At 67.4% G+C, this 19779-nt stretch carries 23 protein-coding genes; 13 read left to right on the top strand and 10 right to left on the bottom strand.

Annotation, left to right across the window (positions count from 1 at the left end; translation table 11 throughout):
- The first annotated feature begins 109 nt into the window (after positions 1 to 109).
- From ACFWPX_RS07030 to ACFWPX_RS07015, 4 genes are read left to right on the top strand one after another with little or no spacing between them, the layout of a single operon-like run.
- Positions 110 to 1345, top strand: coding sequence for a hypothetical protein (locus ACFWPX_RS07030; RefSeq protein ID WP_378926549.1), 1236 nt, complete (start codon positions 110 to 112; stop codon positions 1343 to 1345).
- Between the two features lie 23 nt (positions 1346 to 1368).
- A complete protein-coding gene (locus tag ACFWPX_RS07025) occupies positions 1369 to 1986 on the top strand; it encodes an acid phosphatase (RefSeq protein ID WP_378916678.1) in 618 nt (205 codons plus the stop codon).
- Positions 1983 to 2468, top strand: a complete 486-nt coding sequence (locus tag ACFWPX_RS07020) for a GNAT family N-acetyltransferase (RefSeq protein ID WP_378926548.1) — start codon at positions 1983 to 1985, stop codon at positions 2466 to 2468. Before ACFWPX_RS07025 ends, ACFWPX_RS07020 begins: the two co-directional genes overlap by 4 nt.
- A 5-nt stretch (positions 2469 to 2473) precedes the next feature.
- Positions 2474 to 3154: an endonuclease V gene (locus ACFWPX_RS07015; protein ID WP_378916684.1), complete on the top strand. Its 681-nt coding sequence runs from the start codon at positions 2474 to 2476 to the stop codon at positions 3152 to 3154.
- Here the strand turns inward: ACFWPX_RS07015 and ACFWPX_RS07010 are convergent.
- Positions 3151 to 3549, bottom strand: coding sequence for a hypothetical protein (locus ACFWPX_RS07010; protein WP_378916992.1), 399 nt, complete (start codon positions 3547 to 3549; stop codon positions 3151 to 3153). The two genes, ACFWPX_RS07015 and ACFWPX_RS07010, sit on opposite strands and share 4 nt — an antisense overlap.
- A 145-nt stretch (positions 3550 to 3694) precedes the next feature.
- On the opposite strand from ACFWPX_RS07010, the gene ACFWPX_RS07005 reads away from it, so the two are divergent.
- Positions 3695 to 4639, top strand: coding sequence for a diacylglycerol/lipid kinase family protein (locus tag ACFWPX_RS07005; RefSeq protein ID WP_378926546.1), 945 nt, complete (start codon positions 3695 to 3697; stop codon positions 4637 to 4639).
- Positions 4640 to 4890: 251 nt separating this feature from the next.
- Positions 4891 to 5145, top strand: a complete 255-nt coding sequence (locus tag ACFWPX_RS07000) for a WhiB family transcriptional regulator (protein ID WP_022567051.1) — start codon at positions 4891 to 4893, stop codon at positions 5143 to 5145.
- Between the two features lie 115 nt (positions 5146 to 5260).
- On the opposite strand, the gene ACFWPX_RS06995 is transcribed toward ACFWPX_RS07000, so the two are convergent.
- Together ACFWPX_RS06995 and ACFWPX_RS06990 are read right to left on the bottom strand one after the other, a co-directional pair.
- Entirely contained in the window at positions 5261 to 6775 is a 1515-nt protein-coding gene (locus ACFWPX_RS06995) for a sensor histidine kinase (RefSeq protein ID WP_378926545.1), read from the bottom strand.
- A 29-nt stretch (positions 6776 to 6804) separates the two neighbouring features.
- Positions 6805 to 7020 (bottom strand): biotin/lipoyl-binding carrier protein, encoded by a 216-nt coding sequence (locus ACFWPX_RS06990; RefSeq protein ID WP_378916691.1) that lies wholly within the window; start codon positions 7018 to 7020, stop codon positions 6805 to 6807.
- Positions 7021 to 7138: 118 nt separating this feature from the next.
- Here ACFWPX_RS06990 and ACFWPX_RS06985 point away from each other — a divergent pair, with 118 nt between their 5' ends.
- Positions 7139 to 7213, top strand: a complete 75-nt coding sequence (locus ACFWPX_RS06985) for a 50S ribosomal protein bL37 (protein ID WP_022597109.1) — start codon at positions 7139 to 7141, stop codon at positions 7211 to 7213.
- Between the two features lie 71 nt (positions 7214 to 7284).
- On the opposite strand, the gene rsrA is transcribed toward ACFWPX_RS06985, so the two are convergent.
- Both rsrA and ACFWPX_RS06975 read right to left on the bottom strand, forming a co-directional pair.
- The gene (rsrA, locus tag ACFWPX_RS06980) at positions 7285 to 7542 is read right to left on the bottom strand and encodes a mycothiol system anti-sigma-R factor (protein ID WP_378916995.1); all 258 of its coding nucleotides are present in this window, start codon (positions 7540 to 7542) and stop codon (positions 7285 to 7287) included.
- A gap of 20 nt (positions 7543 to 7562) precedes the next feature.
- Positions 7563 to 8198: a sigma-70 family RNA polymerase sigma factor gene (locus tag ACFWPX_RS06975; RefSeq protein ID WP_174552018.1), complete on the bottom strand. Its 636-nt coding sequence runs from the start codon at positions 8196 to 8198 to the stop codon at positions 7563 to 7565.
- Between the two features lie 242 nt (positions 8199 to 8440).
- Between ACFWPX_RS06975 and ybaK the strand changes: the two genes are divergently transcribed.
- Both ybaK and ACFWPX_RS06965 read left to right on the top strand, forming a co-directional pair.
- Entirely contained in the window at positions 8441 to 8917 is a 477-nt protein-coding gene (ybaK, locus tag ACFWPX_RS06970; RefSeq protein ID WP_378916694.1) for a Cys-tRNA(Pro) deacylase, read from the top strand.
- Positions 8918 to 9010: 93 nt separating this feature from the next.
- Positions 9011 to 9322, top strand: coding sequence for a hypothetical protein (locus ACFWPX_RS06965; RefSeq protein WP_378916697.1), 312 nt, complete (start codon positions 9011 to 9013; stop codon positions 9320 to 9322).
- A 25-nt stretch (positions 9323 to 9347) separates the two neighbouring features.
- Here ACFWPX_RS06965 and ACFWPX_RS06960 read toward each other — a convergent pair whose 3' ends face one another.
- Positions 9348 to 10133, bottom strand: a complete 786-nt coding sequence (locus ACFWPX_RS06960; RefSeq protein ID WP_378926544.1) for an SOS response-associated peptidase — start codon at positions 10131 to 10133, stop codon at positions 9348 to 9350.
- A gap of 63 nt (positions 10134 to 10196) precedes the next feature.
- On the opposite strand from ACFWPX_RS06960, the gene aroA reads away from it, so the two are divergent.
- Positions 10197 to 11537 carry a 3-phosphoshikimate 1-carboxyvinyltransferase gene (gene aroA / locus ACFWPX_RS06955; RefSeq protein ID WP_378926543.1) on the top strand — a complete coding sequence of 447 codons (1341 nt, stop codon included), beginning with the start codon at positions 10197 to 10199 and terminating at the stop codon, positions 11535 to 11537.
- Positions 11534 to 12538, top strand: coding sequence for a ribosome small subunit-dependent GTPase A (rsgA, locus tag ACFWPX_RS06950; protein WP_378916998.1), 1005 nt, complete (start codon positions 11534 to 11536; stop codon positions 12536 to 12538). The genes aroA and rsgA overlap by 4 nt, the downstream gene beginning before the upstream one ends.
- A gap of 27 nt (positions 12539 to 12565) precedes the next feature.
- Here rsgA and ACFWPX_RS06945 read toward each other — a convergent pair whose 3' ends face one another.
- A complete protein-coding gene (locus ACFWPX_RS06945; protein WP_378926542.1) occupies positions 12566 to 13399 on the bottom strand; it encodes an Ig-like domain-containing protein in 834 nt (277 codons plus the stop codon).
- A gap of 213 nt (positions 13400 to 13612) precedes the next feature.
- Here ACFWPX_RS06945 and ACFWPX_RS06940 point away from each other — a divergent pair, with 213 nt between their 5' ends.
- Complete coding sequence (locus ACFWPX_RS06940; RefSeq protein ID WP_378916707.1) at positions 13613 to 13930, top strand: hypothetical protein; 318 nt, start codon at positions 13613 to 13615, stop codon at positions 13928 to 13930.
- Here ACFWPX_RS06940 and ACFWPX_RS06935 read toward each other — a convergent pair.
- From ACFWPX_RS06935 to ACFWPX_RS06925, 3 genes are all read right to left on the bottom strand, one after another.
- Positions 13927 to 14973: a hypothetical protein gene (locus ACFWPX_RS06935; protein ID WP_378916710.1), complete on the bottom strand. Its 1047-nt coding sequence runs from the start codon at positions 14971 to 14973 to the stop codon at positions 13927 to 13929. The two genes, ACFWPX_RS06940 and ACFWPX_RS06935, sit on opposite strands and share 4 nt — an antisense overlap.
- Before the next feature lie 174 nt (positions 14974 to 15147).
- Complete coding sequence (locus ACFWPX_RS06930) at positions 15148 to 16674, bottom strand: serine/threonine-protein kinase (protein ID WP_378926541.1); 1527 nt, start codon at positions 16672 to 16674, stop codon at positions 15148 to 15150.
- A gap of 123 nt (positions 16675 to 16797) precedes the next feature.
- Positions 16798 to 18732: an N-6 DNA methylase gene (locus ACFWPX_RS06925; RefSeq protein WP_378926540.1), complete on the bottom strand. Its 1935-nt coding sequence runs from the start codon at positions 18730 to 18732 to the stop codon at positions 16798 to 16800.
- A 308-nt stretch (positions 18733 to 19040) separates the two neighbouring features.
- Between ACFWPX_RS06925 and ACFWPX_RS06920 the strand changes: the two genes are divergently transcribed.
- Positions 19041 to 19628: a DUF4352 domain-containing protein gene (locus tag ACFWPX_RS06920; RefSeq protein WP_378916716.1), complete on the top strand. Its 588-nt coding sequence runs from the start codon at positions 19041 to 19043 to the stop codon at positions 19626 to 19628.
- Positions 19629 to 19779: the final 151 nt, after the last annotated feature.

The raw sequence follows: 19779 nt of genomic DNA, 5'->3' as shown, positions 1-19779 counted from the left end.
CCGTTGCGTACGCGACGAAGGAGCAAGCAACGGCGTCCAACCGGCGGCCCCTCAGGGCCGCGGATACGAGTGCGCCAGCACTCCGATCGACACTGCTAGTGTCGCTGTCGTGCTCGCACCCGAACGGCGGACGCGCGCCGATGTCTTCGTGGCAGTCGCGATCGCCGTCACTCTCGTAGTGGCGGCGTTCGTCGTCTGGGCGCGTGCCGATGCCACCGGGACCGATTCGGTCACCGCGGCGTCTCCCGCGCCCACCGTCACCGCGGCTACCCAGCTGCCGACCACCTTGCGTGAGCAGTGGCATGCCGCCGACGAGTCGAGCAGGCGGGCGCTCACGTCGGGCAATGTGGTGGTGACCGGCGACCACGGCACCGTGAGCGGGCGCGATCCGGTCACCGGAGAGCAGCTGTGGTGGTATCGCCGGGATATGCCGCTGTGCGGGGTCGAGTCGCAGTTCGGCACGGTGATCGCCACCTATCGCGATCAGCGTGGGTGCAGTCAGTCCGTGATGCTCGAGGCCGATACCGGTGAGCGCCGGGTCGCGCGCAGCAGCTACATGGACGACGAGATTCGGGTCACCGGTGACGGCACCTATCTGCTCGCGCTCGGCGCCGACCGGCTGGAGATGTGGCGTTCGGATCTGGTGCGCACCCTCGAGTACGGCTACGTCGATGCCCCGGTGAATCCGAATACCCAGCCGCGCAACGGATGCGCGCTGCGGTCGGCCGCGTCGAGTTCCTCGCGCCTCGCGGTGCTCGAACGCTGCCCCGGCGACACGACCGACCGGCTGACCGTGCTCAACCCGGCACCGAAGGAATCGACCGCCCCCGAGGAGTACGGCTCGCGGGTCCTCACCGCACCGGGCGCCGACACGCCTGAAATGCGGGTGATCGCGGTGTCGGACAACAAGATCGCCGTCTACTACCCCCCGACGGCACCCACTGCCACCGGCCTCGGACTGCCCGCCAGGATCGTCGTGCACGACGGCACCGGCAACGAGATCGCGACCCATCAGCTCGCCGCGCCGTGGGACGAGCGCGCCACGGTGACCCGCCTCGGCTCGGCCATCTACGTCTTCACCGGCGACAGTCTCATCGCCTTGAGCTCCAGCACATTACAGCCGGTGTGGACGGTTCGCGATGCGATCGGCACCCCCGCGCTGATGGCGGGCAGGCTACTGGTCCCGGTCCCCGACGGGCAGCTCGCGGTGGACAGCGGCAACGGCACGACCGTCGCCGAGATCCCGATCGAGCGCACCGACTACCGCGGCGACACCATCGCCACCGCCGTCCTGGGCAACACGGTGTTCGAACACCGTGGCGGACAGCTGTACGCGCTCCGCTGAACCAGCACTGCCATGATGGACCCATGTCCACACCCGATGCCCGCCTGGTCCTGCTACGCCACGGCGAAACCGAGTGGTCGAGTCAGCGCAAGCACACCAGCTTCACCGACCTGCCGCTGACCGAGCAGGGCGAAGCCCAGGCCGTGGCGGCCGGGCTGGTGCTGAAATCGCTGGACCTGCGCGATCCGCTCTGCTTCACCAGCCCGCGCCTGCGGGCCAGGCACACCGCCGAACTGGCCGGACTGTCCCCGATCCAGGTCGACGACGATCTGGTCGAGTGGAACTACGGCGAGTACGAGGGCGTCACGACCGCGAAGATCCGCGAAACCGTGCCCGGCTGGACCGTGTGGACCGCGCCCGTCCCGGGCGGCGAGACGGCCGAGCAGGTGGGCGCCAGGGCCGACCGGGTACTCGCCCGGGCCGAGCCGCAGCTGCCACAGCGCGACGTGATCCTGGTCGGTCACGGGCATTTCTCGCGGGTGCTGATCGCGCGCTGGGCGGAGTTCGCGGTGCGTGAGGGCCGCCGGTTCGCGATGTCCACCGGCGCGGTGAGCGTGCTCGGCTTCGACCACGACGCCCGCTCCATCTGGGGCCACAACCTGACGACCCGCACCGAACCGATCGAAGGAGTCTCGCGATGAGCGCACTCGTCCGGCGTGCCACCCCCGACGATGTGCCCGCGATGGTCGGGCTCGTCCACGATCTGGCCGAGTACGAGAAGGCGCCCGCCGAGTGCACGCTCACCCCGGAGCAGTTGCGATCGGCGCTGTTCGGGCCGGCGCCCGCGCTGTTCGCCCACGTCGCCGAGCACGACGGGCAGGTGGCGGGCTGCGCGATCTGGTTCCTGAACTACTCCACCTGGGACGGCGTGCACGGTATCTACCTCGAGGACCTCTACGTGCGCCCCGAGACCCGCGGCACGGGACTCGGCCGCGCACTGGTCGCGGCCCTGGCCGCCGAGGCGGTCGAACACGGCTACAGCAGGGTGTCGTGGTCGGTGCTCACCTGGAACACACCGTCGATCGAGTTCTACCGATCCCTCGGTGCCGCACCGCAAGACGAATGGATCGGCTATCGCCTCGCCGGTGCCGAACTGACGGCACTGGCCGCGACCGCGAGCTGAGCCGTATGCGTATCGCGTTACCCCACGATTGGCCGCGGACACCCGAAGAGGCGATCGCGCTCCAGGACGAACTCCGCCCCCAGGTGTCGACGGAAAACGTTGCGCCGCCACAATTTTCGACTGCGGCCGGAATTGATTCGGCCTATGCCGAAGACGGCACCGTCGCGACAGCCGCGGTAATTGTCGACATCGCCACCATGGAAACGGTGGAATCGGCAGTAGCACATGGGATTTCGGAATTCCCTTATGTACCGGGACTACTCGCGTTCCGGGAACTGCCCGCGACGGTCGCCGCGCTGGAAAAGCTCACCGCCACACCGGATCTGCTCGTGTGCGACGCGCAGGGTTTGGCGCATCCCCGACGTTTCGGATTGGCCTGCCATGTCGGGTTGCTCACCGGAATTCCCACCATCGGTGTCGCCAAATCGGTGTGGGGCGAATACCGCGCACCCGGCCCGCGCCGCGGGGATGCCGCCGATGTGACCATCGACGGCGAGGTCGTCGGCCGGGCACTGCGCACGCGCGACGAGGTGAAGCCACTGTTCGTCTCGGTCGGTCACCTCATCGACCTCGACACCGCCTGCGCACAGGTGCTTGCCCTCACCCAGGGTTTCCGGCAGCCCGAGACCACCCGTCGAGCCGATCACCTGTGCCGCGAGGCGCTGCGCGCGGCGACGGCTGACTAAGCGCGTTCGTCGTCCTCGGGAATTTCGCCGTAATCATGAGCCATGAAGCGGCTGGTGGCCGGGGCGAACAAGGTCGCTAGTCCGCCGATCGCGACCAGGCCCAGCAAACTCCCCCACAGCGGCTGGTGCGAGTCCGTCAGCAACGACCAGGCCACCGGCAGCAACAACACATTCGCGATCACCGCGATGGCCCGTCCCCAGCGTTTGCCACGCAGCAGCCCGATGCCCGCCGCGAGCACCCCGCCGAACAGCACCCCGAACCAGATCGCGGTACCGACCCCGCTGGCCTCGGACTGATCGTGCCCGGTCAGCGCCCGCACGATCAGCACGATCGCGGTCACCACCCCGGCCAGTCCCTCCAGCGAGACCAGCCCACCGGCCAGCCGCACCGTCATCGGGATGCCGGTCGGCACCTGTTCGCCGCCCTCGCGCTGGTCACCGTCTGTCACGTCCTGCTCTGCCACGTGCCCAGCCTACGACGACGCGTCGTGGCGCCCGGCGGGCGTCGGCTGTTCGCCTGCGCGCACTACCCTCGGCACTGTGCGGACGCTGCTCATTGTCAATCCCAATGCCACCTCGACGACCCCGGCCACCCGGGATCTGCTCGCTCACGCCTTGGAGAGCCGAACGCAGCTGACCGTTGCGCACACCCAGCATCGCGGCCACGCGGCCGAACTGGCCCAGTGGGCATCGACGCAGGAAATGGACCTGATCGTCGTGCACGGTGGCGATGGGACGGTCAACGAGACCATCAACGGCTTCCTGCCGGTGCCCCAGGTCGGCGACGACCAGGTGTGGCGCCCGCGCCTCGGGATCATCCCCGGCGGTTCGGCGAATGTCTTCGCCCGCGCGCTCGGCATCTCCCCCGATCCGGTGACAGCAACCAACCAGCTCATCGATCTGCTGGCTCGCGACGCCGACCGCCGGATCGGGCTCGGCCTCGCCGACGACCGGTGGTTCACCTTCAGCGCGGGTGTCGGCCTCGACGCCGATGTGTGCGAGGCGATCGACGCCGCCCGCGCCAAGGGCCGCAAGGCGACGCCCGCGCGCTATCTGCGCACCACGGTGCGTCAGTTCTTCCGGGCCCGGCGCCAGGATCCGCGCGTCACGGTCGAGGTACCTGGACGAGATCCGCTCGAGGAGGTCTATTACGCCTTCGTCACGAATTCGAGTCCGTGGACCTATCTGGAGGACCGTCCGATTCGCACGAATCCCACGACCACCTTCGAATCGGGCCTCGGTGTGTTCGCGGTGAAGTCGATGAGTGTGACGCGCACCCTGTTGCTTGCGCGGCAGTTGCTGGCCGAGAATGGAAACCCCAAGTCGCCCATGCTTTTCCGCGCCGACGATGTGCCGTCTGTGCGAATCGAGACGGGCCAGGAGATCGGCCTGCAAATCGATGGCGACTTCATCGGAAAACGCAAGATGGTGCATTTCACATCTGTCCCCAGTGTGCTCGACGTGGTGGCCCCCAAGCCGTCCTGACACCTGGACGTCAAGAAAAATCTCCAGGTTGCGCTGCGAAAACCTGGAGACGCGAGTACAAAGGACCGGGCAGGTTCCCCTTGTGGGGGCCTAGAGCGTGATCTCCCCCACGGTGCGCCGGAGACCTATTGACATCTACGGTGATCGTGAAAGCATTCACAAGCAACCGTGCGGAAACATTCGAGTCGCACAAGTGAACGATCCACTAACTACAGGCGCCCTTTGTGGCGCCCTCGCAAAGGAGCAGAGGAATGGACTGGCGCCACAAGGCCATCTGTCGCGATGAGGACCCCGAACTGTTCTTCCCGGTGGGTAACAGTGGTCCTGCGCTCGCGCAGATTGCCGATGCCAAGCTGGTCTGCGCCCGCTGCCCCGTCACGGCCGATTGCCTGTCATGGGCCCTGAAGTCCGGACAGGATGCCGGCGTGTGGGGTGGAATGAGCGAAGACGAGCGTCGCGCGCTCAAGCGGCGCAATGCGCGCACCCGTACGCGTACCTCCGTCTAAGTCGACGGACCTGGCGTTGCCGGGCCTTCAGCCCCGGCCCGGTAACGCATGTGTGAGAACCCGGCACCTTACGGTGCCGGGTTTATTGTTGCCTACCAGTATTTCTCAGAGATTGTCAGCGCCCGGAACGACGTCCGAGGGGAACCCGCAACACCGCGTCGGTGCCCACTTCGGCACCGGGATGCAAACCGATCGAGCCGCCGAGTTCCGAAGTCACCAGGGTGCGCACGATCTGCAATCCCAACCGGTCGGAACCTTCCAGACTGAACCCTGAGGGCAGGCCACGGCCGTCGTCGGAGATGATCACGTCGAGCCAGCGCGCCGAACGTTCCGAGCGAATCGTCACGGTACCGTTCTCGCCCGCGTCGAAGGCGTGCTCGATCGCGTTCTGCACCAGTTCCGTCAGGACCATCACCAGCGGTGTCGCCCGCTCCGCGGAGAAAACCCCGAGCGAGCCCGCCCGGCGGACCTTGATCCGCGCGGTGTGCACCGTCGCCACATCCGCCATGATCGGCAGCAGCCGGTCGATGACCTCGTCGAGGTCGACTTCCTCGTCCACCGACATCGACAGCATCTCGTGCACCGAGGCGATGGAGGTGACCCGGCGCACCGATTCCGTCAGTGCCACTTGGGCTTCCGGGTTCTCGGTGCGGCGGGCCTGCAACCGCAGCAGGGCCGCCACGGTTTGCAGGTTGTTCTTCACCCGGTGATGGATCTCGCGGATCGTGGCGTCCTTGCTCAGCAACGCGCGATCGCGCCGCTTCACCTCGGTGACGTCGCGCACCAGCACCGCGGGCCCGGCCAGTTCCCCACCCGGACGCAGCACCAGCGTGCGCAACAGCACCGTCGCCCCTCGTGCCTCGACCTCCATCCGGCGACCGGTGCGCCCGGCGAGTGCGGCCTGGATATCGGCAACCACTTCCTGGGCGTCGAACGGATCGGTGATCAGGGAACGGGTGGTCACCGCGAGATCCTGACCGACGAGATCGGCCTGCATCCCCATCCGGTGATAGGCCGAGAGCGCGTTCGGGCTCGCGTAGACGACGGTGCCCTCGGTGTCGAGGCGGATGAAACCGTCGCCCGCCCGCGGGCTGGAGTGCGTCGCCGCCCGATCCTCGGGCGTGGGGAAACTGCCGTCGGCGATCATCTGGCACAGATCGTCGGCGCAGGACACATAGGCCGTTTCGAGGGTGCTGCGCACCCGCGCGCGTGCCAGGTCCGAATCACGGCTGAGCACGGCGATCACGTCGTCGCCGCAGCGCACCGGAATCGCTTCGCGCACCGCGTGTACCGGGCTCGGGTGATAGACCCCGCTCACCTCGACCTCGGTGTCGGTGCGCACGGTGTTTCCGCTCAGCAGGGCATCGAAGACCTGCGGGAAATCGGCGCGCGAGGCGGTGGTGTCGACCTTGTCGTCCAGATGCACGGTGGGCGCGGTCGTCGGCCGGATCTGGGCCACACAGACCACATCGGATCCGTCGACGACCGGGCCCGCGCCCACCCACAGCAGCAGATCGGAGAACGAGAGGTCGGCGAGCAACTGCCAATCGCCCACCACCCGTTGCAGATGGTCCACGGCGATGCCGGGAAGGTCGGTGTGTTCGGCCAGGAGCTCGCTCAGTGTTGCCACGCTGGATTACCGCTTCGTTTTCGTGTGACTTACGCGATGGTGGCGATGAGGTCGCCCGCCTGTAAAACCTGGCCCGGCGTGACGTCGACCGAGGTGACGTCGCCCTCGATCTCGGTGAGCACCGGGATCTCCATCTTCATCGATTCGAGCAGCACCAGGGTCTGGTCGACCTGGACGTGCTCGCCCACAGTGACCTCCACAGCGAGCACGGTCGAGACCATCTCCGCGCGCACTTCTTCAGGCATGGCACCCCGTTCAATAGTCGTGCGGCCACCGCGATGCGACGGTGGCCGGTATCCGCCGAAGATACAGCCAACCACACGTGAAACAATGGCTCTCGACCAGACATAGAAGGGAGCTCCCATGGGTAAGCGTGGACGTAAGAAGCGCAGCCGCAAGGGCAACGCCGCAAACCACGGCAAGCGTCCTAACGCTTGAGTCGTGCCGCTGCGCACAGACGACAACAGCACGCTCTCGATGAGAGCGTGCTGTTGTCGTTTCAGGGCTGATCAGCCCTCGGTGGTCTCGATCCTGGCAACCGTGATCGACCGGTGGATCTCCAGCTTCAGGCGCTCGCGCAGACCATCGGGAGCGTGCTCACCACCGCACTTGCGGCTGAGCAGACCCTTGATCTTCTCCTCGATGCCGTAGGCCTCGATGCAGGGGCTGCAGTGGTCCATGTGCTCCTGCAGGCGCTCCCGGGTGGCGTTGTCGCACTCGTTGTCGAGCATGAGCCACACATCCGCGAGGACCGCGGTGCAGTCCATGTCGAGATCGGGATCGTCACTCACTTGACTACCTCCTGGCGTTCCCCACGGTCGAATCCACGTTCGCGCGCCACGTCGGCGAGCAGGCCCTTGAGCTGCTTGCGTCCGCGGTGCAGCCGAGACATCACGGTACCGATGGGGGTGCCCATGATGTCGGCGATTTCCTTGTACGGGAAGCCCTCGACGTCGGCGTAGTACACCGCCATCCGGAATTCCTCCGGCAGCTGCTGCAGCGCGGACTTGATCTGGTCGTCGGGCAGCGCGTCCAGCGCCTCCACCTCGGCCGAGCGCAGGCCGACCGAGGAGTGCTCGGCGGTGGCCGCCAGCTGCCAGTCGGTGATCTCGTCGGTCGGGTACTGCGCGGGCTGACGCTGCTTCTTGCGGTAGGAGTTGATGTAGGTGTTGGTCAGGATCCGGTACAGCCAGGCACGCAGATTGGTGCCCTCCCGGAACGACTTGAACCCCTGGAACGCCTTCACGAACGTCTCCTGCACCAGGTCCTCGGCATCGGCCGGGTTCCTGGTCATCCGCAGGGCGGCGCCGTAGAGCTGGTCGATCATCGGGAGCGCATCGCGCTCGAACCGGGCCGCCAGCTCGGCTTCGTCGACTTCTGTGCCGGACGCACCGTCGGACACCACGTCGTCGTCGCTCGTCACACCAATCCCTTCGATCGCCGTAGTAACCGAATCTACCGGCACGACGGAATCGATCGGCAATCGCGCACCCCGTGGCAGGAGAGGACGTTCCTCGAGCAGCAGTGTCACTATCTCTCCTTCACGTCTTCCCGGACCGCGTTGCCTTGTCACTTGTGTGCAACATGCACCCCCGCATTCGTGTTCCCGTACCGGGCGGAAATGTGGTTGCCGGGTGGGGTGTGGCCCCGATTAGGGTGACCGCTATGTCGACACCCGCGATCAAGGCGCTGCGCGGTATCGCGCATCGCGTCCACTCCTATTCCCACGATCCGCGGGCGGAGTCCTATGGCGACGAGGCCGTCGACGCACTCGGCGACGAGCTGGGAGTGCATGCCGCGCAGATCTTCAAGACGCTGGTGATCGAACTCTCATCCGGTGCGCTGGCGGTGGCCGTTGTGCCGGTGCCCGCGCGGTTGTCGTTGAAGGCGGCGGCCGCCGCTCTCGGCGCGTCGAAGGCGAGTATGGCCGACAAGACCAAGGCCGAGCGCACCACCGGCTATGTGCTCGGCGGGGTTTCGCCGCTGGGTCAGCGCAAGAAGTTGCCCACTGTTGTCGACGCCTCCGCGCTCGACTGGGATCGGGTGCTGTGCAGCGCGGGTAAACGCGGTCTCGAAATCGAGTTGGCGCCCGCGGACCTGGTGCGCGCCTGCGCGGCTGTCACCGCGCCGATCACCAGCTGAGGCAATCCGATCGGCTCCTGGCTCCGAATTCACTTCGGTGCATTCTGCGCCCGGTACGACCGATTCGATTCGACCAGAGGATGTGATGCGAAAATGTCCGCTCGTTCGACGATCGCCGCCCTGTCCGGTGCCCTGATGATCACTTTCGGCGCTGCCGCTTTAGCCCCTGCCACCGCGGCTCCGCAGGTGGTCCCGCCGTCGCAGGCCGAACCCGGCGACTATCCGCTCAACGGCCAAGGCGCCACGCCGAGGAGTTCACCGAGGACCTCGCCGGAAACCGATCAGAGCGCCGATAAGGCCGAGAAGCTCGGCGGCGGGGTCGCCACCGAGGTTATCGATCTGGTCACCGGGATCATCAAGTGCGGGTTGAACATCGCCACCGATTCGGTGCCCTGCTCGCTCTGAATCCGGTACCCGAGGCCGGGCATGATCACAGCAATGTGGTCTGCCCGGCCTCGTCGTTGTGGTTCGCGTCGAGCAGGAGCAGTTCTGGGCCGTTGTTTCGCACGTTGTTCACCAGGGTGGAGACCGGGCGCGCCACGATCGTCGCCAGCTCCGCCCGCGAGGGCGGCAACAGCAAATCGGCCGGCGCCGGGTGGTCCGGGTCCAGCCACGCGTCCCAGTGTTCGCGCGGCATCGGCAACGGCATCCGGTCGTGGATGTCGGCCAGCTCGCCGCTCGCGTCGGTGGTCAGGATCGTGCACGACATGAGCGGCTCGGAGTCGGGTTGGCCGCGGTCACGCCAGACCGACCACAGTCCGGCCATATAGAGCAGGGAACCGTCGCTGTGCGACATATAGAAGGGCCGCTTCACCGCCTTGCCCTTGCCGGTCGGCGCCGGCTCGACCAGCCACTCGTACCAGCCGTCCATCGGCACCAGGCAGCGCTTGTGTTTGACCGCGTCGCGGAACGACGGCGCGGTACTCGCCTTGTCGGCACGCGCGTTGAACAGCGGCTTCCCCTTGGCGGGCACGCCGGGTTCGGCCGCCTTGGTCCAGTGCGGGATCAAGCCCCAGCGCATGCGCCGGATCCGCAGGCGCGGATCGTCGTCGGGTTCGCCGTGCGCGTGCCGTTCCACGACGGTGAGCACCTGGGTGGTCGGCGCGACGTTGTAGCTGACGGCGGCATCCGGCTCGTCGAGCCCCGTCTCGTCGACAGCGTCCAGTTCGGCCGCCAATCGGCCCGGATTCGTGGTCGTCGCATATCGTCCACACATAAAGGTCAAGATACGCGCGGGGACCGACAGAAGACCCTGCTGACGACCCCACCCCACGCCGAAATGCGCACCACCGGTGTGTTCGAACCGCACATAAGCGAAGATGGGGGCGTGAGTTTCTGGCCTGCGCCCCATATCGAGGTCCCCGTCCACGCGACCGTGACCCTGCCCGGTTCGAAGTCCATCACCAACCGCGCGCTCATCCTGGCCGCACTGGCCGATGGGCCGTCCACGCTCACCGGTGCGCTGCGCAGCCGCGACACCGACCTGATGATCGGGGCCCTGCGCGCCCTCGGCACCGAGATCACCGGCGACGCCGAGACGCTCGAGGTCACCCCGGCTCCCCTGCACAGCGCCGCGGTCGACTGCGGCCTGGCGGGCACCATCATGCGATTCCTGCCGCCCGCCGCCGCACTGGCCACGGGCGATGTCGCGTTCTTCGGCGACGAGCAGGCGAAGCTGCGCCCGCTGACCACCATCCTCGACGCCTTGCGCAAGCTGGGTCTCGATGTCGACGGTGACGCGCTGCCGTTCGTCGTGCACGGCGCCGGCGCCCTGCGCGGCGGCACCGTCACCATCGACGCCTCGGGTTCCTCGCAGTTCGTTTCGGGCCTGCTGCTCTCGGCCGCCCGCTTCGACGAGGGCATCACCGTCCACCACGACGGCAAGGCGCTGCCGTCGATGCCGCACATCGAGATGACCGTCGAAATGCTGCGTCGCGCCGACGTGGCCGTGCAGACCCCCGCCGATTCCGGCAACGCCCAGACCTGGACCGTGGCACCCGGCCCGATCCGCGCGGTCGATTGGGACATCGAGCCCGATCTGTCCAACGCCACCCCGTTCCTGGCGGCGGCCGCGGTGACCGGCGGCGAGGTGAGCATCCCGATGTGGCCGCGCGGCACCACCCAGCCCGGTGACGTGATCCGCGAGATCCTCGTCCGGATGGGCGCCGAGGCCCGCATCTTCGACGGCATTCTCACCGTGGCAGGCCCGGAACGCCTGGCGGGCATCGACATCGACCTGCACGACGTCGGCGAACTCACCCCCACCGTCGCCGCGCTGGCCGCACTGGCCGATTCGCCCTCGCGACTGCGTGGCATCGCCCATCTGCGTGGGCACGAAACAGACCGTCTCGCAGCACTTTCCGCCGAGATCAACCGCCTCGGCGGCAATGTCACCGAGACCGAGGACGGCCTCGAGATCGTGCCCGCCCCGCTGCACGCCGGTCGGTGGCACTCCTACGCCGATCACCGAATGGCCACCGCCGGTGCGATTCTCGGGCTGCGAGTGCCCGGCGTGGAGATCGAGGACATCGGCACCACCGCCAAGACCCTGCCGACCTTCGTCGCGCTGTGGGAACAGATGCTGGCACCCGCGTTATCCGGCGAGGGGGTGGCGCGCTGAGCCGCCAGGGGCGATCCTCAGCCAGCTACGACGAATCCGATGTCCGGGTGCGCCCGGGTAAGGCGTCGTCGCGTCCCCGCACCAAGACCCGTCCGCAGCACGCCGACGCCGAGGCTGCCATGGTGGTGGCCGTCGACCGCGGCCGCTGGGGGTGCGTGCTCGACGGTGACGCCGACCGGCGCATCGTCGCCATGCGCGCCCGCGAGCTGGGCCGCACCCCGATCGTCGTCGGTGATCAGGTCGACGTGGTGGGTGACCTCACCGGCAGGCCGGACAGCCTGGCCCGAATCGTGCGGGTGAGCGCGCGCAGCACCGTGTTGCGCCGCACCGCCGACGACACCGATCCGTTCGAGCGCATCGTCGTCGCCAACGCCCAGCAGCTGTTCATCGTTGTGGCGCTGGCCGATCCGCCGCCGCGCACGGGTTTCGTCGAGCGGGCGATGGTGGCCGCGTATGCCGGTGGACTGGAACCGATTCTGGTGCTGACCAAGCGCGATCTGGTCTCGGAATCCGAATTCGCCTCGGCCTTCGACGGTCTCGATCTCAAGATTCTCTACGCGGGCATCGACGATCCGATGGAGCCGGTGCTCGAGATCTCGAGCGACCGGCTCACCGCGCTGATCGGACACTCCGGTGTCGGCAAATCGACGATGGTGAATCGTCTTGTGCCCGACGCCTATCGGGCGGTCGGCGAGGTCTCCGGTGTCGGCAAGGGCAAGCACACCTCCACGCAGTCGGTGGCATTGCCGCTGCCCGGAGGCGGCTGGGTGATCGATACTCCCGGCGTGCGTTCGTTCGGTCTGGCCCACATCACTCCCGACGATGTGATCGCCTCGTTCACCGACCTCGCCGGTGCCATCGAGGACTGTCCGCGCGGCTGCACCCACCTCGGCCCGCCCGCCGATCCGGAATGCGCGCTCGATCAGCTGCCCGGCACGGAACGGCGGGTCGCCGCGATTCGCACGCTGCTCACCGCCCTGATCTCCAACGATGCTTGGTAGCAACCGATTCCGTGCCGGGCCGACTCTTTAGAAGCTGAACGACCCGGTATTCACGCCGCCACCATCGCCACCGCCGCCGTCGGTCGGCACTTCGGCCACGGTGACCGTCTTGGTGGTCGACGAACTCGCCACACCGCTGCGCCCGGAGAAGGCCGCGCCGATGCTGTAGGAGCCCGCGGCACCCGGCGTCCAGACGATGCTCGCCTTGCCGTTCGCGCCGACCGGGATGTCACCGAGCACGTTGTCGCCCGCCTTGAACTGAACCGTGCCGCCCGCGGCCGCCGGGGTCACGCTGGCCTCCAGCGTGACGGCCTTACCGACCTGCGCACCCGACACCTCGGTGATGGTGGTGCTGGACACGGCGTCACCTGACACCGTGATGGCCGGACCCTTGCCCTGATAGATGCCGTCGCCGAGCGAGCCGCCATAGTGCATCGACGTCGGCAGCGGAGTATCGCGGGCGCAGTTCACGCCGACCTTGTACTGGATCTCGAAAGTCTGCGATTTCGGCGAAATATTCGGGTACACCGGGTACTTGGTGATGCCGAACTCGGCACGGGCCCAGTCCGAGGACGACGTGTCGATCGACACCACGTCACCCGACATCTTCGCCGAGCCCGCGACCGGGGTCAGGCACGCCGGGTGCAGGTCCTTGATCGAGTAGATGTACTCCACCGGAATGCCGGTGCGCTCGAACTTCGTCGTCACGGTCACCGTGTCGCCGACCACCGGGTTGGTGTTCGACACCGTCCTGGTGAAACGACTGTTGCCGTCGTCCCAGGTGATCGCCGCGGGAGCGGCCACGGCCGATCCCGGAAACGCCGCCATCGCCAGCCCCGCCGCGGCCGCGAACGTGGCCACACGCTGCACTCTTCTGTCCACCATCATCGTCTCCAAGTACGCCGGACGCCCTCGACGTCGTCGAGGCGCTGATTCGCCCGAGTGGCGAGCAGTAGATCACGCCCGCGTACCCGGCGGAACGAAATCCGAAATAGATCTCGTTCAGATTTCGAATTCGACTCGCGTCGGCTCGCGTTCACAACCTCGACACGGTCCGCCGGTACCGTCATGCCCATGAAGCCACCGGCGATCGGTTACCTGCGCCGCGACATCTCAGGTGTCGCGCAGTCCTGGGACGAAACGCAGATCCGTTCCCTAGCCGAGCGCCTGGGTTACCGCTTCACCAAGACCGTGGTCTTCAGCGACCGCACCGACGACCCGATCGGCCGCCTGCTCGACGTGGTCACCACCACCGAAGCCGCCGCGATCGTCACCCCCAGCCTCACCCACCTCGGCACCGACCTGCCCCACCGCATCGTCGCCGCCTGCGACATCATCACGGTCTCCCCCGAAATAACCCACGCGAGAACCCTCCCCGCACTCCCCGCCTAGTTCAGCGCGCGGTAGCGGCCGTTCGGGTCGCGGGCGAGGCGTCCACGCCGCACCGCCATGGTCAGACACGCTTCGATGCGGTCCTCCGCGGCACCGGTGCGTTCATGACCGAACTGGGTGAGCGTGGCCCAGACAATCTCGTCGAACGATTGCTGATTACGTTGTGCCACATGGGTTATCGCGTTGACGATTTCCTCGGCGGAAATGGTGTCGATGGCGCGCGAGACCGTGGGCGGGGTGAAACGGAAGCCGCGCCAGGTCGACGGGTCCAGGTCGGACGGCCAGACGAACACGCCCGACGAGGTAGCGCGCATCAGCGATTCCGGCACCTCGCCGAGGACACAGATCTGCTGTTTCTCCGAGGGTTTGTGCACACCGAATCGCTGGGCGACCCGCGCTACCAGTTGGCTTCGCTCGATGGGTCCTTCGATGGCGATCGTTTCGCGGACAGCGTCGCGCACGCGGAGCGGGATGGTAGCGGAACTGTCGCGGTCGAGGTCGGCGGGAGAACCGAGGACTCCGGTGGGCGCGCTCGCGTAGGGGATCCCGGTGGGCAGCCAGTGGTGCGCGGTGCGGGTACGGGTCTGCCAGTCAGGGGTTTGCGCAACCGTCGGCGCGATCGGCGCCGAGGGTGGGGTGTAGAGCGATTGCGGGTACGGCGGCGATTCCGGGGGAACGTAGGGCACCTGTGGATAGGGAACCGGAGGCGTTGCCGGACGCGGGGGCGCCGGCATCGGGGGCGCACCGGCATTCCAGGACGGCCCATAGCCGAGCGGTGGCGCACCGGGATCGGTCTGCCGATGCCGTTCGCCGTGCGGGTAGAAGGTTTGCCGCTTGCGCCGGTCGCCGACGACGAGCTGCCACATCGAGGCCCCCGCCAGCGCGGTACCGAGTACCAGAAAGGCCACCGCCAGCACGATCTCGAACGTGCTGGCATTGTCGATGCCGGTGAAGTAGCCGACGATCCCGAGAAGAATGCTGAAGGCACCGGCCAGCAGCCCGACGACCCACCCGAACTTGGCGAACACCTGCACCTGGCCCACTCCACTTCCGTGCGAACCACCTGTTCGCGGCCACACCGACTGCCGACGCGCTCCCCCGCCGGCGAATGCGAGGAGCATACTCGGCGGGCCCGACGACCGGGATGCCCGCGACCGAGCCTCGACGGCAGCCCTGTTCTGCTCGGACAGCCGCGCCGAGCAGAACCGTCGAACCTGTCAGCGGCGCAGTTCGACAGCCAGCTGCTCGACCCGCCGACGCACCGGATCTTCCGGCGGCCGAAGCACTTCGAGATCGTCTCGGAGCTGCGTGAGGAACCGCTGCGCCCTCGATTGATCGCCCACCGCGGGCAGGAGTTCCGCGATGGCGACGCGCACCGCCACGGCGGCATCACCGAATTCGTTTTCCGCGGCGCGGATTTCACCGAACAGCCGGTACAACTCGTCCACCGCGGCGGCCGCGGTGAGGTCGCCGAGTATGGCCCGACACTCGACCGCGGCGATCCTCGCCTGCCACACCCGGCTCGTGGCCCCCACCTGCCGTTCGATCGTCTCGACTCGCTCCCATTCGTTCAGGGCTCGGCGGTGTTCGCCGCTGCGGGTGAAGGCGGTGGCGATATCGCGGTGCAGTTCGCCGAGCTGAGGGCTGTGTGAGCCGTAGCGCTGCTCCGCCTCGTCGACGACGGTGACCAATGCCTCGGCGGCCTGGGCGAAGCGGCCGAGTTCGCACAGTTCGCGGTAGCGTGCCGCGATGTCGACGAGGCCGCCGGTCGCGGTCGCGGGCTTACCGGGAGCAGACCGTCGCGCCACGGGTTCCGGTGCCGTATAGGCGGGCGGGTTGGGGCGGCGGAAGATTCTTGTCGGATCGGGATACCCAGCTGGAGCCGGGCTTTCGGGCGTCCCCGGTCCGGGGAGGAACGGCAGCAGATGGTCGTAGACATCGCGTGCCGTGGCCGGCCGGTCGGCTGGATCCTTCGCGAGCAAGTCCAGGACCAGCTGTTCGATCTGTGCGGGCACCTCGCGGCGGAGCGCGCGCAACGGCGTCGGCGCCTCCGAGAGATGCCGGTTGTGCGTATCGAACTCCGACCTGGTTTCGAATACCCCTCGCCCACTCAACATTTCGTGCATGATGCAGCCGAGCGCGTACAGATCGGCCCGCGGCCCCACATCCTGCCCGTTCACCAATTCCGGCGACATGTACGCGGCAGTCCCGAGCACCGAACCGGTCCGAGTGATCCGGCTCGTACTCCCATCGAGCAAAGCCGCGATCCCGAAGTCGATCACCTTCACCGTGCCGTCCCCTGCCACCAGGACATTCGCCGGTTTCAGATCGCGATGCACCACCGGCAACACATGGGCGTGCGACAGCACGGTCGCGATCTGCGCCGCGATGGCAACCCCACACTCGATCGGCAGCATCCCCACCCCGTGCACAAAGTCCCGCAACGTCACGCCATCGATGTGCTCCATCACCAAATACACACTCTCAGCGCCCTTGTCGAGCACGGCATCGAACACCTGCGGTACACCGTGATGCCGAATCCGCGCGGTCACCCTGGCCTCCCGCCGAAACCGCGCAACGAACTCCTCAGCCAGGTCCGTCCGAGAAGCGAACTGCCCCACAGCAATTCGCTTGACCGCTACCGCTCGATCCAAAACAACGTCGTACCCCAACAAGACCTCCCCCATCCCGCCTGCTCCCAAAGCCCCAGAGATCTCATACCGCCCGTCGATGACCTCGCGCACCCCAACCTCCCACCCAACGCCCGATACGGTCCATCGCACGATACTGCGCCCTCACCTTCTGCGGCATCGTCGAGCCGGCCGACGGAACAGCAGTTCACACGCGCGGCGCGCGAGGTGGGCCGGTCAGTTTTCGGGGTGGGGTTCCAAGGCGCCTGCGGTGAGGCCGGTGGCTATGAGGTCGGCGGCTCGGTGGGCGGCGGTGGCGGTGGTGTGAGCGGCTACTCGCAGGTGGTGGAGTCGGCGGAAGGCTTCGCCGTAGGTCTTCTGGTCCGAGAGGGCGAGCATGGGAATGCGCAGGCGGGCCGGGTCGAGGCGGATGGTGGTCGTGCCGTACATGGCGGCGGCGTTGTCGGGGCTGCCGATGAAGCCGGCGAAGAACCAGGGGTCTATGCGGGTGGCGTCGGTGCGGAAGACGAGGACGCCGGGAGCGGGGACGGCTCCGATGTCGGCGCCTTCGGCGACGCGCGTGCCCTGGGCGGCACCGTGGTCGTCGCGCAGACGGGAAACCAGGACGTCGCCTTCTTCGATCGGCTCACCGACAGGAGCACCGGGGGCGGTAAGACCAGAGGGGGCGCGACTGTTGAGGAGGTCGTGGCCGGTGAGAACCGGGCGTTGGGGGGCATCGTCGGCGACGGTGTCGGGGCTGCTGCTGACGATACGCACGGCTTTGCCCGCGATCAGGTTGCCGACGGCCACATAGCGCCACACGGTGCCCGGCGCCGAATCCCATTCGCGGACAGCATCGGCGATGGAATGCAGTTCCGTAAGGTTCGCACCGAGCTGACCGATGGCGGCGCGGGCCGAGGCCGAGGCGCTGTCGGGGTCGACGGCGGCGCGCACCTGCCGGGCGGGCGTGAGGTCGACGTCGTCGTCGAGGACGTCCATTACCCGGACCACCGCGGTCACGTCGGGGACGGTGGCGTCGTCACCCTTGTCGAAGGCATGCCACGCGTTGACGACCGTTTCGGCGAGGACCTGCCAATCCGGTTGGTCTCCACCGTGATCGGGTAAGCGGGTCGTGTCGGCGAACAGCAATGTGTCGCTGGGATTCCCCTTGCCAGGACGCCGAAGGACCCACAGTTGCAGCCCCACCTGTCGCGGAGTCGACGCGCCGGGCGGCAAGGCGATCACGGCACGTAATGCGCCCGCCCGCAACAGTTCCATTCTTATCCGGCGACCCGAGGACCTGGCCGCGACAGCGGGTGGGAGCAGGAGAACAGCGGTGCCGCCGGGGTGCAGGTGGGCGATGGCGTGCTGGACCCAGGCGAGTTCGGATTCGCTGCGGGGGGGCACCGAGTACACCCACCGCGGATCCAACGCCAGTTCGTCGGCACTCCAATCACGTTGTGAATAGGGAGGATTCGAGAGCACCGCGTCGACCTCGACATCGGTGAACGCGTCGGCGAGCAGAGCATCGCCCGCGCGGATATCCGCGTCGGCACCTGGGGCGAGTGTGCTGAGCAGCGCGGCGGTCCGACTCGCCTGCACGGGCAGGATGTCCTGACCGTCGAGCCGTTCGGCGCCGATCCGAGCGGCCTCGAGCAACAAGGTGCCGCCACCGCAAGCCGGGTCGAGCACCGAGCGCGGAGCGGGCGACGCGGATGCGGCGAGCACATCGGCCATCAACGCGGCAACGGGTTGATCGGTCGGGTAGATGCCGGTGCTCGGACCGTCGAGTCCACGTTCGGCCAGCACCGCGAGTGTCTGCTGCACGCCGACTTCGCCGATCGCCGCACGCACCGCCTCGTGCGCCGCGTCCTTCGCCTCGCCTGCCGGGTCCGCAACGAAGGCCATCAGCCCGGCGACATCCTCGGGTGCGACCTCGGAACGCAGCACGGTCCGTAGGCGCTGCACGGGAGAATCCGCCGCGGTGACCCCATGCCCACGCAACCACTGCTGCACCTCGGCGAGGTCGAACAGCGGCCGCGATTCGGAGCCCCCCGGCACCGGCGCGGGGAAATCGGCATGTCGGCGGCGCCAGTTGCTCACGGTGGCACGGGTGACGCCGGCCAGCCGGGAGATCTCGGCGGCGGCGACGGCGGGCGTCGAGTCTGACAAGGGGTCTCCTCTGGTCAAGGTCAAACCTTACACATCATCGTTGACATAACCCGACGTCAGTACACATGTTTTCAACATTCGCAGTGAAAACATTGTTTCCCGGTTGCCATCGGCGTTGCGTAGGTGTAGCGTCTTTTTCAACGAAGTGGCAACAACCTGAACAGCCGCTTCCGGCACACGAATATCGTTGTGAGACAACAGTTCTCGCACATTCTTTCGTCGATGCCCCATCCCGCACCGCACGGCCCAACGAGGCCGCGATCGGTCGTGCCACGGCGACCGACGGCGTTTCCCAGAAGAGGACGATCATGGCCAATCCCCAGTACCCGACCAACCCCGTTGCCCCGCAGCCCCACTACCCGCAGCCGCCGCGCAAGAAGAAGGTGTGGCCGTGGGTGCTCGGCGGGTTCGCCCTTGCCGTGCTCGTCCTGTTCGGTGGGTGTGTGGCACTGATCGGCACGGCCGCCAACGAGGTCGCAAAGGCGGAGCAGACCAAGGCGATCGCGGCACCCGCAGGCACCGAGGTGCGCGACGGCAAGTTCGGATTCACGGTGACGAAGGTGGATCCGCCGGTTACCACCGTCGGCGACAACCAGTTCTTGCAGAAGACCGCGCAGGGTGAGTTCATCCTTGTCTACGTCGACGTCGTCAATACCTCTACCGCCGCCCAGAGCTACTTCGGCTCGAATCAGAAGCTGATCGACGATCAGGGCCGCGAGTTCGCCAACGACACCACTGCCGAGATCAACGTCAACGACCAGCTCTCCGCCGAGATCAACCCGGGCAACAAGACCTCGATGGTCCTCGTCTTCGACGTCCCGGTAGGCACCGTTCCCACAGCGATCGAATTCCACGACTCGGCATTCTCCGACGGAACCCGCGTCGCCCTGAAGTAGTCCCGCACCCGAGTTGGGGGGGGGCGGGGCCCCGCGGCCCGCCCGCGTGGAGGGCGCGAAACATCCGCCGCTGCCCCGGGGGGGCGAGGGGGTCGACGAATTGGTCTGCCAGATAGCCGAATCGGGCGAAGCGCCGGTAGCGATCTACGGC

The sequence above is a fragment of the Nocardia sp. NPDC058518 genome, assembly GCF_042719655.1.
Classification (GTDB): Bacteria; Actinomycetota; Actinomycetes; order Mycobacteriales; family Mycobacteriaceae; genus Nocardia.
The sequence above is the reverse complement of the archived record's forward strand: the minus strand, read 5'-3'. Positions and strand labels throughout refer to the sequence as shown.

Excerpts from the sequence above, each read along its gene's own strand:
- ACFWPX_RS07025 (WP_378916678.1), top strand. The coding sequence starts at position 1,369 with ATGTCCACACCCGATGCCCGCCTGGTCCTGCTACGCCACGGCGAAACC.
- ACFWPX_RS07020 (WP_378926548.1), top strand. The coding sequence starts at position 1,983 with ATGAGCGCACTCGTCCGGCGTGCCACCCCCGACGATGTGCCCGCGATG.
- ACFWPX_RS07015 (WP_378916684.1), top strand. The coding sequence starts at position 2,474 with ATGCGTATCGCGTTACCCCACGATTGGCCGCGGACACCCGAAGAGGCG.
- ACFWPX_RS07010 (WP_378916992.1), bottom strand. The coding sequence starts at position 3,549 with ATGACGGTGCGGCTGGCCGGTGGGCTGGTCTCGCTGGAGGGACTGGCC.
- ACFWPX_RS07000 (WP_022567051.1), top strand. The coding sequence starts at position 4,891 with ATGGACTGGCGCCACAAGGCCATCTGTCGCGATGAGGACCCCGAACTG.
- ACFWPX_RS06990 (WP_378916691.1), bottom strand. The coding sequence starts at position 7,020 with ATGCCTGAAGAAGTGCGCGCGGAGATGGTCTCGACCGTGCTCGCTGTG.
- rsrA (WP_378916995.1), bottom strand. The coding sequence starts at position 7,542 with ATGGACTGCACCGCGGTCCTCGCGGATGTGTGGCTCATGCTCGACAAC.
- ybaK (WP_378916694.1), top strand. The coding sequence starts at position 8,441 with ATGTCGACACCCGCGATCAAGGCGCTGCGCGGTATCGCGCATCGCGTC.
- ACFWPX_RS06965 (WP_378916697.1), top strand. The coding sequence starts at position 9,011 with ATGTCCGCTCGTTCGACGATCGCCGCCCTGTCCGGTGCCCTGATGATC.
- ACFWPX_RS06960 (WP_378926544.1), bottom strand. The coding sequence starts at position 10,133 with ATGTGTGGACGATATGCGACGACCACGAATCCGGGCCGATTGGCGGCC.
- aroA (WP_378926543.1), top strand. The coding sequence starts at position 10,197 with ATGCGCACCACCGGTGTGTTCGAACCGCACATAAGCGAAGATGGGGGC.
- ACFWPX_RS06940 (WP_378916707.1), top strand. The coding sequence starts at position 13,613 with ATGAAGCCACCGGCGATCGGTTACCTGCGCCGCGACATCTCAGGTGTC.
- ACFWPX_RS06920 (WP_378916716.1), top strand. The coding sequence starts at position 19,041 with ATGGCCAATCCCCAGTACCCGACCAACCCCGTTGCCCCGCAGCCCCAC.